Annotated in this window: 16 protein-coding genes; 7 read left to right on the forward strand and 9 right to left on the reverse strand. The window is 71.3% G+C overall.

Translation table 11 applies throughout. The features are described 5' to 3' along the window. Positions 1–99 precede the first annotated feature (99 nt). Positions 100–969, reverse strand: coding sequence for a DMT family transporter (locus M1203_RS20440; protein WP_249951190.1), 870 nt, complete (start codon positions 967–969; stop codon positions 100–102). Positions 970–1,153: 184 nt separating this feature from the next. Here M1203_RS20440 and M1203_RS20445 point away from each other — a divergent pair, with 184 nt between their 5' ends. Beyond that, on the forward strand, positions 1,154–2,089 hold the full coding sequence (locus M1203_RS20445) for an RluA family pseudouridine synthase (protein WP_249951191.1): 936 nt from the start codon (positions 1,154–1,156) through the stop codon (positions 2,087–2,089). Here the strand turns inward: M1203_RS20445 and M1203_RS20450 are convergent. The 3 genes from M1203_RS20450 to M1203_RS20460 form a co-directional block, all read right to left on the reverse strand. After that, positions 2,083–2,712, reverse strand: coding sequence for an MBL fold metallo-hydrolase (locus M1203_RS20450; protein WP_249951192.1), 630 nt, complete (start codon positions 2,710–2,712; stop codon positions 2,083–2,085). The genes M1203_RS20445 and M1203_RS20450 overlap by 7 nt on opposite strands. Next, entirely contained in the window at positions 2,712–3,797 is a 1,086-nt protein-coding gene (locus tag M1203_RS20455) for an S-(hydroxymethyl)mycothiol dehydrogenase (protein ID WP_249951193.1), read from the reverse strand. The genes M1203_RS20450 and M1203_RS20455 overlap by 1 nt, the downstream gene beginning before the upstream one ends. A gap of 134 nt (positions 3,798–3,931) precedes the next feature. Continuing rightward, a complete protein-coding gene (locus tag M1203_RS20460) occupies positions 3,932–4,633 on the reverse strand; it encodes a FadR/GntR family transcriptional regulator (protein ID WP_249951194.1) in 702 nt (233 codons plus the stop codon). A gap of 154 nt (positions 4,634–4,787) precedes the next feature. On the opposite strand from M1203_RS20460, the gene M1203_RS20465 reads away from it, so the two are divergent. Both M1203_RS20465 and M1203_RS20470 read left to right on the forward strand, forming a co-directional pair. Further along, complete coding sequence (locus tag M1203_RS20465; RefSeq protein ID WP_249951195.1) at positions 4,788–5,312, forward strand: gluconokinase; 525 nt, start codon at positions 4,788–4,790, stop codon at positions 5,310–5,312. A 5-nt stretch (positions 5,313–5,317) separates the two neighbouring features. After that, positions 5,318–6,715, forward strand: a complete 1,398-nt coding sequence (locus M1203_RS20470) for a gluconate:H+ symporter (protein WP_249951196.1) — start codon at positions 5,318–5,320, stop codon at positions 6,713–6,715. Between the two features lie 57 nt (positions 6,716–6,772). Here the strand turns inward: M1203_RS20470 and M1203_RS20475 are convergent, their stop codons facing one another. From M1203_RS20475 to M1203_RS20495, 5 genes are all read right to left on the reverse strand, one after another. Then, positions 6,773–7,447, reverse strand: a complete 675-nt coding sequence (locus tag M1203_RS20475) for a cytochrome b/b6 domain-containing protein (protein WP_249951197.1) — start codon at positions 7,445–7,447, stop codon at positions 6,773–6,775. Then, positions 7,389–8,054 carry a molybdopterin-dependent oxidoreductase gene (locus M1203_RS20480; RefSeq protein WP_249951317.1) on the reverse strand — a complete coding sequence of 222 codons (666 nt, stop codon included), beginning with the start codon at positions 8,052–8,054 and terminating at the stop codon, positions 7,389–7,391. The genes M1203_RS20475 and M1203_RS20480 overlap by 59 nt, the downstream gene beginning before the upstream one ends. A gap of 157 nt (positions 8,055–8,211) precedes the next feature. Beyond that, positions 8,212–9,759, reverse strand: coding sequence for an APC family permease (locus tag M1203_RS20485; RefSeq protein ID WP_249951198.1), 1,548 nt, complete (start codon positions 9,757–9,759; stop codon positions 8,212–8,214). 82 nt (positions 9,760–9,841) lie between these two features. Continuing rightward, a complete protein-coding gene (locus M1203_RS20490) occupies positions 9,842–10,804 on the reverse strand; it encodes a hypothetical protein (protein ID WP_249951199.1) in 963 nt (320 codons plus the stop codon). 228 nt (positions 10,805–11,032) lie between these two features. Next, complete coding sequence (locus M1203_RS20495; protein ID WP_249951200.1) at positions 11,033–12,691, reverse strand: FAD-binding dehydrogenase; 1,659 nt, start codon at positions 12,689–12,691, stop codon at positions 11,033–11,035. A 95-nt stretch (positions 12,692–12,786) separates the two neighbouring features. Here M1203_RS20495 and M1203_RS20500 point away from each other — a divergent pair, with 95 nt between their 5' ends. The 4 genes from M1203_RS20500 (at position 12,787) to M1203_RS20515 (ending at position 15,047) form a co-directional block, all read left to right on the forward strand. Further along, the gene (locus M1203_RS20500; RefSeq protein ID WP_249951201.1) at positions 12,787–13,311 is read left to right on the forward strand and encodes an NUDIX domain-containing protein; all 525 of its coding nucleotides are present in this window, start codon (positions 12,787–12,789) and stop codon (positions 13,309–13,311) included. A gap of 10 nt (positions 13,312–13,321) precedes the next feature. Next, complete coding sequence (locus M1203_RS20505; protein WP_249951202.1) at positions 13,322–13,714, forward strand: DUF202 domain-containing protein; 393 nt, start codon at positions 13,322–13,324, stop codon at positions 13,712–13,714. Continuing rightward, a complete protein-coding gene (locus M1203_RS20510) occupies positions 13,714–14,049 on the forward strand; it encodes a DUF202 domain-containing protein (RefSeq protein ID WP_249951203.1) in 336 nt (111 codons plus the stop codon). The genes M1203_RS20505 and M1203_RS20510 overlap by 1 nt, the downstream gene beginning before the upstream one ends. Positions 14,050–14,135: 86 nt before the next feature. After that, a complete protein-coding gene (locus M1203_RS20515; protein WP_249951204.1) occupies positions 14,136–15,047 on the forward strand; it encodes an MBL fold metallo-hydrolase in 912 nt (303 codons plus the stop codon). Positions 15,048–15,086 lie beyond the last annotated feature (39 nt).

Genomic DNA, 15,086 nt, shown 5'->3' on the forward strand with positions numbered 1-15,086 from the left:
CACGTACGCTCCGCCCGGCCGGCCTCCCGCCCCAGCGAGGCGACTCCAGGAAAGGACTGGACCAATTCCCGGGATTTTACGGTCTCTTGACGGTACTGGTCAGCGGACGCGGGGCGGCGGAGGCTTGGAGCCGGAGGCCAGAGGGGAGCGGGCCAGTTCCACACAGCCCGCCGCGATCAGGGCGACCCCGATGAGTTCGGGCAGCAGCCACCAGCCCGCGCGCAGGCTCTCGCCGAAAAGGGTCACCCCGTACGTGATGCTGATCAGCGCGTCGCCGAGCGTGAGCATCGGCTGGGACGCGACCAGCCAGCCGGCCTGGAGTGCGTTCTGGAGCAGGAACAGCGCCCCCACCCCGGCGACCGCGGTGCCGTAGAGCTGCCAGGCGGTCACCAGCGCGGGGACACCGCCGCTTTCGAGCCGGGACATGGCGTCCTTCATCAGCGCGGCGGTCAGCGCGTATCCGCAGGCCGCGGCGAGACCGAGCAGCGCGGCGCGGGCGTTGCCGCGCAGCCGTCGCGACCAGATGATCAGCACGGCCTCGAAGATCCCGGTGATGATCAGGGCCGGGATCCAGGCGTACCCGGGGACGCTCTCGCTGCCGCCGCCCGGCGCGGCGGCGGCCATCCCCAAGGCGAGACCGCTGGTCACCGCCGCCACTCCCAGCCAGGCGGACCGGGCCAGCGGGCGGCGGAAGACACAGCTCGCGATCAGCAGGGTGGCGGGCAGCTCGATGACGAAGATCGGCTGCACCACCGCGATCGGTCCCGTGGCGAGCGCCACCGCCTGGCACACCGCGGCCACGAGCACCAGCCCGATCCCCGCCAGCCACACCTTCTTCCGCGCCAGGTGTTTGATCAGCGAGAAACGCATCGCCTCGGCGTCGGGCACGGTGGACGCGGCCCGGCGCTGGAGCACCGAGGCGGAGCCGTTGCTGATCGCGGTCAGTACGGCGAACAGAACACTGATCACCGGTCCATCATGCGGCCGGGGGGTTCCGGAACGGCTCTCATCCCGGTGCGCACGGTCGGGGTGGGGGCCGAACGAGGGACGCCGGTGCCGTCCGCCCTCGATAGAATCGAGGCGCTGACGCTCCGTGCGCCGGAGGCGCCCCGGAGAGGGCGCCGAGACCACACCGAGGAAGACACGGGGACCCGTGGCACGCAGACACCGCACCCCTCCCCCCTCGCCCCTCCCCCAGCGGGACGGGATCGATGCGGTGCGGCTCCGGTTGCCCGCGGACGAGAAGGGCGAGTGGGCGACCGTGCGGGATCATCTGGTCGCGCGGTTCGGGGACGCCGTCGGGGCCGGGCGGGTCGACGCGATGTTCCGTGAGGGGCGGTTCGTCGGGGTGGACGGTCCGGTGGGAGCGGCGGAGCCGTATGCCGCCGGGCGGTACGTCTGGTTCCACCGGGACTTCGCCGACGAGGAGCGGGTGCCGTTCGGGATCGGGATCGTGTACCGCGACGAGCGGATCGTGGTCGCCGACAAGCCGCATTTCCTGGCCACCACCCCGCGCGGACGGCATATCACGGAGACCGCGCTGGCCCGGCTCCGCCGGGATCTCGGGCTGCCGGAGTTGGGGCCCGCGCACCGGCTCGACCGGCTCACGGCCGGGCTCACGCTCTTTGTCGTACGAGCCGGGGACCGTGGCGCGTACCAGACGCTGTTCCGGGACCGGCTGGTGCGCAAGGAGTACGAGGCGATCGCGCCGTACGACCCCGCCGTGGCGCTGCCGGTCACGGTGCGCGGCCGGATCGAGAAGGAGCGCGGGGTGCTGGCGGCGCGGGAGGTGCCCGGTGAGCCGAACTCCGAGAGCTGGATCGAGCTGGTGGAGCGGCGGGGCGGGTTCGGCCGGTACCGGCTGCTGCCGGCCACCGGCCGAACCCATCAGCTGCGGGTCCATATGAACCGGCTGGGGCTGCCGATCCTGAACGATCCGGTGTACCCCGTCGTCCGGGCGGAAGGCCCCGACGACTACGCGTCACCGTTGCAACTCCTGGCGAAGGTACTGGAGTTCACCGATCCGGTGACGGGTGAGCCGTACCGGTTCGAGAGCCGGCTCACCCTGTCCCGGTGGCCGCCTCAGTGACCGCGCCTGATCCACTCCGCCAGTTGGGGCGCCTCGGCGCCGATGGTGGTCGTATCGCCGTGTCCCGTACGGACCACCGTCTCGGGCGGCAGACCGAGCAGCCGGTCGCGGATCGAGTCGATGATCGTCGGGAAGTGCGAGAACGACCGGCCGGTGGCGCCGGGGCCGCCCTGGAAGAGCGTGTCGCCGGTGAAGACCGAGGACAGTTCCGGGGCGTACAGGCAGACCGCGCCCGGAGCGTGTCCGGGGGTGTGGAGCACGGTCAGCGTGGTGCCCGCGACGGTGAGCGTGGCGCCGTCGGTCAGCTCACCGTCCGGGACCTGCTCGGGGTAGGTCTGCTTCCACAGCGGCAGATCGTCGGGGTGCAGCAGTACGGGCGCGCCGGTGGCGGCGGCGAGGGCCGGTGCGGCGTCGATGTGGTCGTTGTGCGCGTGGGTGCAGACGATGGCGCGCAGCGTCCGGCCGCCGAGCGCGTCCTCGATGGCGGCGGCGTCATGGGCCGCGTCGATGACGATCGCCTCGGAGTCGTCGCCGACGATCCAGACGTTGTTGTCGACGTCCCAGGTGCCGCCGTCGAGCGAGAAGGTGCCGGAGGTGACGAGATGGTCGATACGGACGGTCATCAGAACACCACCACGGAACGCAGGACGTCGCCCTCGTGCATCCGGGCGAACGCCTTCTCGACATCGCCGAGTCCGATGGTCTCGGTGACGAACGCGCCGAGGTCGATCCGGCCCTGCTGGTGCAGGTCGATGAGCATGGGGAAGTCGCGGGACGGCAGACAGTCGCCGTACCAGGAGGACTTGAGGGAGCCGCCGCGGCCGAAGACGTCGATCAGCGGCAGTTCGAGCGTCATCTCGGGGGTGGGGACACCGACCAGGACGACCGTCCCGGCCAGATCACGGGCGTAGAAGGCCTGCTTGTACGTCTCCGGGCGGCCGACCGCCTCGATGACGACATCCGCGCCGAACCCGCCGGTCAGCTCGCGGATCGCTTCGACGGGGTCGGTGGAGCGGGAGTTGACGGTGTGGGTGGCGCCCATCGACTTCGCCGTCTCCAGCTTGCGGTCGTCGATGTCGACGGCGATGATCCGGGCCGCGCCCGCGAGGCGCGCGCCGACGATCGCCGCGTCACCGACACCGCCGCAGCCGATGACCGCGACCGAGTCGCCCCGGCCGACCTGGCCGGTGTTGATGGCGGCGCCGATGCCGGCCATCACGCCGCAGCCGAGCAGACCGGCGACGGCCGGTGAGACGCCGGCGTCGACCTTGGTGCACTGGCCCGCCGCGACAAGGGTCTTCTCGGCGAAGGCGCCGATGCCGAGCGCCGGGGAGAGTTCCGTGCCGTCGGTGAGCGTCATCTTCTGTGCGGCGTTGTGGGTGTTGAAGCAGTACTGCGGACGCCCGCGCAGACAGGCCCGGCAGTTCCCGCACACCGCACGCCAGTTGAGGATCACGAAGTCGCCGGGCGCCACCTCGGTGACACCGTCGCCGACCGACTCGACGACACCCGCGGCCTCATGGCCGAGGAGGAAGGGGAAGTCGTCGTTGATACCGCCCTGCTTGTAGTGCAGATCCGTGTGGCAGACGCCGCACGCCAGCACCTTCACCACGGCCTCGCCGGGGCCGGGGTCCGGTACGACGATCGTCTCGACCCGCACCGGCTCGTTCTTGCCGGGGGCGATGACCCCCTGCACCTGCTGCGCCATTGCCAGGACCTGCCTTTCCTCACACCGTCAGACGCTCGGACGCTCAGTCACCGAACGTTCCGTCACCTCCCACTATCCCGTGCCGGAGCGCCCTTCCCGTACCGAAGCGCGCGCGGGAGGCGCGCACAGGGGCGTCAGGGGGCGAGCACGTCCAGCTCCTCCAGGGCGCCGACGGCGATCTGCCTGGTGAGTTCCTCGGCACGGACGGCGTCCCCCTCCCGTACCGCCTCGGCGACCTGGACATGCAGGGTCACGGCGGCCGGATCGGGGTCGTCGAACATCACCTGGTGGTGCGTACGGCCGGTGAGGACCTCGGCGACCACATCGCCGAGCCGGGCGAACATCTCGTTGCCCGACGCGTTCAGCACCACCCGGTGGAAGGCGATGTCATGGACGAGGTACTCCTCCAGCCGGCGGCCCCGGGAGGTGGCGACCATGCCGAGCGCCTGCTCGGTGAGAGCGGCGCACTGCTCGGGCGTGGCGTGCCGGGCGGCGAGCCCCGCCGCGACCGGTTCGATCGCGGAGCGCAGCACGGTCAGCGAGCGCAGCTGGCGGGGCCGGTCGGAGCCGGCCAGGCGCCACCGGATGACGCGCGGATCGTAGACGTTCCACTCCTCGGTGGGGCGTACGGTCACGCCCACCCGGCGCCGGGACTCCACCAGATGCATGGATTCGAGGACGCGGACCACCTCGCGGACGACGGTGCGCGAGACATCGAAGCGCTGGGCCACCTCGTCGGTGCGCACGACGCTGCCCTGCGGGTACTCGCCCGCGGTGATGGCGAGGCCGAGAGTGTCCAGCACACGGGTATGCAAGCCCCGGCCTTCAGTGGTCATGGGACAACCCTACGTGGCGTACCCCTGCGGAATTAAGTACGACGTTTACATCACAGCCTCTTGAATAAGTCGTACCTAATAGGTTTCAGTAGCGCGACGGCCCGATGCCCGGGACGGACTGAAGCCGATGTCGAGGAAGACAGCGAGGCATGCGATGAGCACCCCCCACGTCGTCGTGGTGATGGGCGTGGCAGGAACCGGCAAGACCACGGTCGGCCCCCTGCTCGCCGCCGCCCTGGGCGTCCCGTACGCCGAGGGCGACGACTTCCATCCGCCGGAGAACATCGCGAAGATGTCCGCCGGCACCCCGCTCGACGACGCGGACCGCTGGCCCTGGCTCGACGCCATCGGGGCCTGGGCGCACGGCAGGGCCGGGCTCGGTGGTGTGGTCAGCAGCTCCGCGCTCAAGCGCGCCTACCGGGACCGGCTGCGGTCGGCCGCGCCGGGCGCCGTCTTCCTCCACCTCACCGGCGACCGGCCGTTGATCGAACACCGGATGTCGGAGCGCAAGGGGCACTTCATGCCCACCGCGCTGCTGGACTCGCAGTACGCGGCCCTGGAGAACCTGGGCGCGGACGAAGCGGGCGTGGCCGTCGATGTGTCCGGTACCCCCGAAGAAATCACCGACCGGGCCGTCGCCGCGCTGCGCCGGCTCGAAAGCCGAAGGAAGCTCCCGTGACTCCCGTGACCAGTCTCAGTGTCGAGACGCTGGCAGCGGACGCAGCCGAACCGATCACCTCGGCGGGCAACGCGCAGCTGGGTATAGCGGTTCTCGCCGGTATAGCCGTCATCGTCCTGCTCATCACCGTCTTCAAGCTCCATGCCTTTCTGGCCCTGACCCTCGGCTCGCTGGCGCTCGGCGCCTTCGCGGGCGCCCCGCTGGACAAGGTCATCACCAGCTTCACCGCCGGTCTCGGCTCCACGGTCGCGGGGGTGGGGGTACTGATCGCGCTCGGCGCGATCCTCGGCAAGCTGCTCGCCGACTCCGGCGGCGCCGACCAGATCGTCGACACGATCCTCGCCAAGGCGAGCGGGCGTGCCATGCCGTGGGCGATGGTCCTGATCGCCTCGGTGATCGGGCTGCCGCTCTTCTTCGAGGTCGGCATCGTGCTGCTGATCCCGGTCGTCCTGCTGGTCGCCAAGCGCGGCAACTACTCCCTGATGCGGATCGGTGTCCCGGCGCTGGCCGGACTCTCCGTGATGCACGGTCTGCTCCCGCCGCACCCCGGGCCGCTGGTCGCGATCGACGCGCTCGGCGCCAACCTCGGTGTCACGCTGGCGCTCGGGGTGGTCGTCGCCATCCCGACCGTGATCATCGCGGGCCCGCTGTTCTCCCGGTACGCCGCGCGCTGGGTGGACATCCCGGCGCCCGACGCGATGGTGCCGCAGCGCACCTCCGACGATCTGAAGACCCGGCCGAGCTTTGTCGCGACCGTCTCCACCGTGCTGCTGCCCGTCGTGCTGATGCTGGGCAAGGCGCTCGTGGACATCGTCGTGGACGATCCGGAGAACACCGTCCAGCGCGTGGCGGATGTCGTCGGTTCCCCGCTGATCGCGCTGCTCGCCGCCGTACTCGTCGGCATCTTCACCCTGGGCCGCGCGGCCGGGTTCACCAAGGACCGGATCTCCTCCACCGTCGAGAAGTCGCTCGCCCCCATCGCGGGCGTGCTGATGATCGTCGGCGCGGGCGGTGGCTTCAAGCAGACACTGATCGACTCGGGCGTGGGCCAGATGGTCCTGGACATCTCCAAGGACTGGTCGATCCCCGCGCTGCTGCTCGCCTGGCTGATCGCGGTCGCGATCCGGCTGGCGACCGGCTCGGCGACGGTCGCGACCATTTCGGCGGCCGGTCTGGTGGCGCCGCTCGCGGCGGACATGTCGACGACGCACGCGGCGCTGCTGGTGCTGGCGATCGGCGCGGGCTCGCTCTTCTTCAGCCATGTGAACGACGCCGGATTCTGGCTGGTGAAGGAGTACTTCGGGATGAGCGTCGGCCAGACGCTGAAGACCTGGTCGGTGATGGAGACCATCATCTCCGTGGTCGGCCTCGGCTGTGTCCTGCTGCTCTCCCTGGTGTTGTAGGCGCGTCCCGGCGCGGTGAGCGCGTCACCTCGTCGCGTCCGGGCTGGGCGGGGCGGGTCACTCCTCCTTCCATCGGGGGTGCTCCCGCTCCGCCCACGCGCGGTCCACGGACCCGGTGCGCATCCCGCGCCGCGCCTGCGGATCGCCGTACGCCATCCCGATGTGCCCGAGCAGCACGATGCCGATGGCCAGGGCCAGCCAGTCATGGACGAAGGTGGCGCTCGTACGCCACAGGACCGGTGTGAGGCCGGTGAACCACATGAGCAGCCCGGTGCCGAGCATCACCAGTACCGCGCCCGCGATCCACCCCGCGTAGAGCTTCTGCCCGGCGTTGAACTTGCCCGCCGGACGCGCCTCGGGACGCGTGTCGCGCCGCCGTACCGCGCGCAGCCACTCCTTGTCGTACGGCAGGAACCGGTTGAGCCGGCGCAGATCGGCGCGCAGCGCGCGGGAGCCGAGGCCGAGCAGCAGGGGTACCGGCAGCAGCAGCCCCGACCACTCGTGGAGCGTGACGACGAGAGCGCGGCGGCCGACGAGTTCGGCGAGCTGGGGTACGTAGAGACAGCCCGCGCTCACCACGCACAGCAGCATCAGCGCGCCGGTGACACGGTGCACCCAGCGCTCCGCCCGGCTGAAGCGCCGAATCCGCCCGTCGGCTCCGGGGGCCGGGGGCTCAGACCGTGGGGGTGTCGCCTCGGCCGTTGGACCGGCCGACCCAGGCGTCGACGTCATAGCCGCGCTCCTCCCAGTAGCCGGGCCTGACGTCGGAGGTGACGGAGATCCCGGAGAGCCACTTCGCCGACTTGTAGAAGTACATCGGCGCCACATAGAGCCGGACCGGGCCGCCGTGGGCGTGCTCGATCGGGGTGTCCCGCATCCTGAGCGCCACCATCACATCGGCGCGGCGGGCCTGCTGGAGGGTGAGGCTCTCGCTGTACGTGCCGTCGAAGCAGGTGAAGCGGACGGCCTTGGCGTCGGACCGTACCCCCGCCGCGTCGAGGAGCCGCGAGAGCCGTACGCCTTCGAAGGGGGTGTCCGGGACGCGCCAGCCGGTGACGCACTGCACATCGTGCACGACCCGGGTCTGCGGCAGCGCGCGCAGCGCGTCGAGGGTGTAGGTGGCGGGCCGGTCGACCAGTCCGTCGACCGTCAGCCGGTAGGTGTCCGGGCCCTTGCGCGGTACGGAGGCGGCGACCGAGTAGTAACGGAAGCCGCCGCCGTTGGGCAGCAGTCCGGTCAGACCGGTCGGGTCCTTGTCGGCGGCCGAGCCGAGGAAGGCTTCGAGACCGCGCTGGAGATGGGGCGCCGTGAGGAGTCCCGCGGCGCCGAGGCCGAGCATGGAGAGCACCAGGCGCCGTCCTACCGGCGTGCCCTCGGGCCGGCTTGGTTGGTGGGTCACCCATCGAGGAGACCACCCGCGGGCCCGTGAAGCCAGGGCCCGCGGGTGTTCGTCATACTTTCGTCAGCAGCGTGCTGTCCGCCTCACGGCGGGGACGTCACACCCCGGCCTTCGTCTCGGACTCGGCCGCCTTCTCCAACTGGAAGGCCTCGTTGCCGAGCCCGATACGGGCGTGCACCTCGGGCTTGACGGAGCGCAGCACCAGTCCGTACACCAGCCCGCCGATCAGCGCGAGAGCGATGATCCCGGGCAGCACCCAGCTGAGCGCGGAGCCGGGTCCCGACCCGACGAGGATGTCGAAGTCCTTGACGGTGTAGCCGGCGATGGTCACCAGCGCGATGCCCGCCAGCCCGGAGGCCACCAGCCGCGCGGCCTGATGGCGCGCGGCTCCCCGCCGTACGAAGAAGACGATGACGGCGAGGGAGGCCGCGGCCATCAGCACGATGACCCCGAGCGCGCCGATGTTGCCCATCCAGGTGAAGAGATGGAGCACCGGGGCCGTCGGGTCCCCGACCGGCTTGTCGTCGGTGAGGGCGAAGGCCAGGATGACGGCGACCGAGACCGCGGACTGGAGCACGGAGCCCGACGCGGGCGCGCCGCTCGACGTGCTGGTGCGGCCGAAGGCGGCGGGCAGCAGGCCCTCGCGGCCCATCGCGAAGGCGTAGCGCGCGACGACATTGTGGAAGCTGAGCAGCGCGGCGAACATGCCGGTCACGAACAGGACGTGCAGGACATCGGTGAAGGTGCCGCCCAGCCGGCTCTCGGTCAGGCCGAAGAGCAGTCCTGGCCCCTGCTCCCCCGCGGCTTTGACGATCGAGCCGGGTCCCGCGGCGACGGTCACCGCCCAGGCGCTGAAGGCCAGGAACAGCGCGGCGTAGCCGACGGCCAGGAACATGACACGTGAGACGACGACGTTCGGCCGGCTCGTCTCCTCGGCGTAGACCGGGGCCTGTTCGAAGCCGACGAAGGCGGCGACGCAGAAGCAGAGCGCGGTGCCGAACCCCGCGCCGGTCAGGGTGTCGGGGTTGAAGGCGGCCATGGACAGCCCCTCCTCGCCCGGATCGGCGAGGGAGGCGATGTCGAAGATCACGACCAGCGCGCACTCGACGATCAGCAGAACGCCGAGGACCTTGGCGTTGAGGTCTATCTTCAGCCAGCCCAGCAGACCGACGATCGCGGCGGCGACGAGCGCCGGGATCCACCAGGCCACGGTCAGATCGAGATAGGTGGCGAAGAGCCCGGAGACCTCGAAGCCGAGGATGCCGTAGATACCGACCTGCATGGCGCTGTACGCGACGAGGGCGACGAGCGAGGCACCGGCGCCGGCGGTCGGGCCGAGACCGCGGGCGATATACGCGTAGAACGCGCCGGCGTTGTGCACATGCCGGCTCATCTCCGCGTACCCGAAGCTGAACAGCACCAGGACGACGCCGAGGATCACATAGAGCAGGGGCTGTCCGACGATGCCCATGACACCGAAGACGGTGGGCATGACGCCCGCGACGACGAGCATCGGCGCGCTCGCGGCGAGGACGGAGAGCAGCAGTCCCATCGTGCCGAGCCGGTCGGCACGCAACGCCCGTTCCTGCCCTTTGTAGGTATGGATCTCGTTGAGCTCGCTCGTGCTCGGTCTGCCCGTCGACATGACAGGGTGGTCCTTTCGGAGTTCATCGGTATTCAGTGATGTTCAGTGATGTTCAGCCTGGTTCAGCGGTGTTGAGTGGTGTTCAGGCGGAGCCGAGCGCCGCGTCGCGCGCGGCGAGGAACGCTTCGCGCGGGTCCCGGTGGGGGTACGACCAGGGATCCGGGGTCTGGTGCGGACCGATCCGCTGGAACAGCGCGGCGGCCTCGGCGAACCGCCCGTCGTGGAACTGGGCGTGGGCGAGGAAGTTGAGGTCGACGCGGCCGCGCGGATGCTCCCCCGCCTCCCACTCCAGCCACCAGTCGAAGGCGACCTTGAGCACCTGACGGGCGCGGCGTCCGGTCCAGTGGGCGGAGGCCGCGGGGTCGCCCGGCTCATGTCCCGCGGCGGCGAGGACGCGATAGCGCTCGGCGTGGGCGACCACGGGCAGGATCGCGAGCGGCGATTCGGCGGGGGCCTGTTCCGCGGCCCAGGCCGCGAAGTCGTACACCTCGTGCAACGGGTCCTGGCCGGCTTCGGGACTGCGCTCCGCGAGCCGCGCCGCCATCAGATGATGGGCATGGTGATGGTCCGGATGCCGGGTCCTGACCTCGTCGAAGAGCTGTGAGGTCTCTTCCTCCGTGCCGAGCGTACGGGCGAGCAGCAGCAGTCCGAGCCAGGGTGTGGGATCGGCCGGGGCACGGCGGATCGCGTCACGGCAGGCGTCCCGCGCGCGCTGTTCGGACTCTTTGCCGCGCAGTGTCCCGACGACGGTGGCGCAGGCGAGGAGGGTGGCCGCGTCGACGCTCTCGGGTTCCGCGAGCAGCCAGTCCCGGGTCCAGGCGGCGGCGCCGGAGGCGCGGGCGAGGACGACGACGCGGTGGCCTCGCCGGTCCCAGTCGTCGCCGGTCTCGGCGAGCAGGGTGCGCGCCTCGGACCAGCGGCCCTGGGCCAACTGGTCCCGTACGGCCGCGAGTCGGGCGTCGTCGAGGGCCGGATCGAAGAAGTGGCCGGAGCGTGAGCCCCGTCTTCGTGGACGGCCCAGGGGTGGTGGCGGAGGCGGGGACATCCGCGGAAATCCTCCAGGGCACATAAACGGGCGTGGACCGCGGACAGCCAACCGGTAGGCAACGCTTTCCGTCAAGGCCTGTCTTGGTGCAAAGTGGGCCAACTGTCCGGCCGACCCGCGCTGTTGGTCCCCTTTCGCGGCCTGTGCGCCACCGGTGCCCGACCGGGCCCGATCGATGCCCGACCTGGTGCCCGACCTGGTGCCCGGCCGGTGCGCGCGCCGCCGCCGCTACCGGACGGCCTTCGCCGCCGCCCGGCCCGCCGTACGGCCCGAGAAGATACAGCCGCCGAGGAACGTGCCCTCCAGGGAGCGGTAGCCGTGCACACCGCCGCCGCCGAAGCCGGCCGCCTCGCCCGCCGCGTAGACGCCGGGCAGCGGCGCGCCCGTCGCGGTGAGGACACGGGAGGACAGATCGGTCTCCAGCCCGCCGAGCGACTTACGGGTCAGGATGTTCAGCCGTACCGCGATCAGCGGGCCCGCCTCGGGGTCGAGCAGGCGGTGCGGGGCGGCCGTGCGTATCAGCTTGTCGCCCAGATACTTCCGGGCGCCCCGGACGGCCATGACCTGGAGATCCTTGGTGAAGGGGTTGGCGATCTCACGGTCGCGCGCGGTGATCTCACGGCGCAACCGCTCCTCGTCGATCAGTCCTTCGCCGGTCAGCGCGTTCATGCCGCGTACGAGCGCGCCCAGGTCCTTCTCCACGACGAAGTCGGCGCCGTTGTCCATGAACGCCTTCACCGGCCCCGGGACTTCGGCGCGGGCCCGCCCGATCACCCCGCGGACCGACTTCCCGGTCAGATCGGGGTTCTGCTCGGAGCCAGAGAGCGCGAACTCCTTGCCGATGACGCGCTGGTCGAGGACGAACCAGGTGTACTCGTGGCCGGAGCGCATGATGTGTTCCAGCGTGCCGAGCGTGTCGAAGCCGGGAAAGAGCGGCACGGGCAGCCGCCGGCCGCGCGCGTCCAGCCAGAGCGAGGACGGGCCCGGCAGGATACGGATGCCATGCCTGGCCCAGATCGGGTTCCAGTTCTCGATGCCCTCGGTGTAGTGCCACATCCGGTCCCGGTTGATGTGCCGGGCGCCCATCGCCTCCGTGATGCCGAGCATCAGTCCGTCGACATGCGCGGGGACTCCGGAGAGCATCTTCCGCGGCGGGGTGCCGAGCCGCTCGGGCCACTGGGCGCGTACCAGCTCGTGATTGCCTCCGATGCCACCCGACGTGACGATCACCGCCTGCGCCCTGAACGCGAAGGCGCCGGTGACCGTGCGGCTGCTCGCGGTGCCGCGCGCGGCCTCGCTCGGCTCCAGGATCTCGCCGCTCACGGTGTCCACCACGCCCGCGGTGGTGGCGAGGCCGGTGACGCGGTGCCGGAAGCGGAACGTCACGAGCCCCTTCGCCACGCCCGCGCGCACCCGCCGTTCGAACGGCTCGACCACCCCCGGCCCGGTCCCCCAGGTGATGTGGAAGCGCGGCACGGAATTGCCGTGTCCGGTCGCGTCGTACCCGCCGCGCTCCGCCCAGCCCACCACCGGGAAGAACCGCATGCCCTGCCCGTGCAGCCAGGCCCGTTTCTCGCCCGCCGCGAAGTCGACATACGCCTCGGCCCACGCGCGCGGCCAGCGGTCGTCCTCGGGGCGGTCGAAGCCCGCCGTACCCAGCCAGTCCTGAAGGGCCAGGTCCCGGCTGTCCTTGATCCGCAGCCGGCGCTGCTCGGGCGAGTCCACGAAGAACAGGCCGCCGAAGGACCAGTGCGCCTGTCCGCCGATCGACCGCTCGGGCTCCTGGTCGAGGACGATGACGGAGCGGCCCGCGTCCACCAGTTCCGCGGCGGCGACCAGGCCCGCGAGGCCCGCCCCGATCACGATCACATCAGCGTCGTACGCCATGGCTGCCATCCTTCGCGCGCGGGGTCGGTGAAGCCCTGTCGGTCGTCCGATCTTCCGTACGCGCGAGTAACGCGTCAACTGGTTGGATGGCGTTCATGAGCGCTGCTGACGAGATCCTGGACATCGTCGACGAGGACGACCGCGTGGTCGGACAGGCACCGCGCGGGGAGGTCTACGCGCGGGGGCTGCGCCATCGCGCGGTCTTCGTGTTCGCGCGGGACGCGGAGGACCGGGTCTTCGTCCATCGCAGAACCCCGGTGAAGCTGGTCTTCCCCTCGCTGTACGACATGTTCGTGGGCGGTGTCGTCGGCGCGGGCGAGAGCTACGACGCGGCGGCGCTGCGGGAGGCCGAGGAGGAGCTGGGGGTGTCGGGACTGCCCCGGCCCGTACCGCTGTTCACATTTCTGTACACGGCGGCTGACGGGGCCGGGAGCTGGTGGTCACGGGTGTACGAGGTGCGCTGCGCGCTGCCGGTGCGTCCGCAGGTGGAGGAGGTCGCCTGGCACGACTTCCTCCCCGAGGCGGAGCTGGAGCGCCGGCTCGGACCGGGGCCGGACGGCTGGGAGTGGGTACCGGACGGGCTCGCGGCGTACGAGCGGCTCCGCGCCCACCGCGCGTAGGGTGCGGCGGGTGAGCGACTTTCTGAGCGGCCTGCGGCTGTGGTTCACGCCCGGGCGCGTCGCCGAGGAGGGCGAAACCCCCGACTACCGTTTCTCGCTCGCCAATGAGCGCACCTTCCTGGCCTGGATCCGCACGGCGCTCGCGCTGGTGGGGGGCGGCTTCGCGGTCGATCAGTTCCTCCCCGGTCTGCGCTGGGGGGTACGGGTCGGGCTCGCGGTGGCGCTGCTCGCGGCGGGCGCGCTGTGCGCGCTGCGCGCGGTCAATCACTGGGTGCGGTGCGAGCGGGCGATGCGGCGCAAGGAGGATCTGCCCGTCTCCGCGTTTCCGACGGTGCTGAGTCTGGCGGTGGGGCTCGTCGCCATCACGATGCTGGTCATCGTGGTACTGGGGCGGGCCGGCTGATGGCCACGCCGCCCGGGGACTCGGGCGGGGCCCCGGCCAGGGATCCGGGGCTCCAGCCCGAGCGGACCCGGCTGGCCTGGCGGCGTACGACGCTCTCCTGCACGGTGGTCGCCGTGCTCGCGGCCCGGCAGGCCGTCCATGGCGGCGCCACGGCCGCGGGGATCGCCGGCGCCGCGCTGAGCGCCCTGGTCTGGCTCGCTTTTCTCGGCGTGGCGCACCGCCGGACGCTGGCGCTGGACGCCGCCGCGCCGGGGCCCCTGCCGGCGCGCGCGGCGATCGCGGCGGCGGGCTGCACGATCCTGCTGGCGCTGTTCGCGGTGGCGGTGCTGGCCTGAGGGTCGCGTACGGTACGGCGGCGCCCCCTGCGCGCCGTCAGCTGGCAGGCTCGGGGCGACCGTTCGCTCATGAGCCTGGGGGCCCGATGTCCGCCACCGATCCGTATCTCGTCCGACTGGCACCGGAGGTGCACGCCTATGTCCAGCCGGACGGCGGCTGGTGCCTCAACAACGCCGGTTTCGTCAGCGACGGGGAGACGACACTTCTCATCGACACCGCCGCCACCGAACGCCGCGCGCTGCTGCTGCGCGAAGCGATCCTGACGGCCGGCGTCCCGCTCCCCCGTACGGTGGTCAATACGCACCATCATGGCGATCACACCTACGGCAACGGCCTGTTCGTGCCGGAGGCCACCGTCATCGGCCATGCCGCGTGCCGCGAGGAGCAGTCCGCCGCCGGGCACGAACTCCGGGTGGCCTGGCCCGGAACGGATTTCGGCGCCATCCCGATCACGCTCCCGACCGTGACCTACCACGAACGGCTGACCCTCCATGTGGGCGGGACCGAGGCGCGCGTGTTCCACCCGGGGGTGGCCCACAGCCGGGGCGACTCGATCGTGCATCTGCCCGAGCGTGGCATCGTCTTCACCGGCGATCTGGTCTTCCAGGGCGGTACACCGTTCCTGGCCATGGGCTCGCTGCGCGGATCCCTGCGGGCGCTGGAGCTGCTGCGCTCACTGGACGCGAGCGTGGTCGTACCGGGGCACGGTCCGGTCACCGACCCGTCGGCGTTCGACGCGACGGAGGAGTATCTGCGCTATGTGACGGATCTGGCCCTGGAAGGGCACGGCAAGGGTCTCTCCCCGCTGGAGACGGCGTGCTCGGCCGATCTCGGGAGGTTCGCCGCGCTGCGGGAGAGCGAGCGGCTGGTGGGCAATCTGCACCGGGCGTACGCCGAGCTGGACGGGCTGCCCGAGGGCTCGCCGCTGGACCCGGTCACCATCTTCACCGAGATGGCCGTGATGAACGGTGGCGCGCTCCCGGCCTGTCACGCCTGACCGGTCCGGGCCACCCGGCGGATCCGGCCCCGGGCACCG

Origin of the sequence: Streptomyces sp. 35G-GA-8 (assembly GCF_023534745.1) — a bacterium.
Classification (GTDB): domain Bacteria; phylum Actinomycetota; class Actinomycetes; order Streptomycetales; family Streptomycetaceae; genus Streptomyces.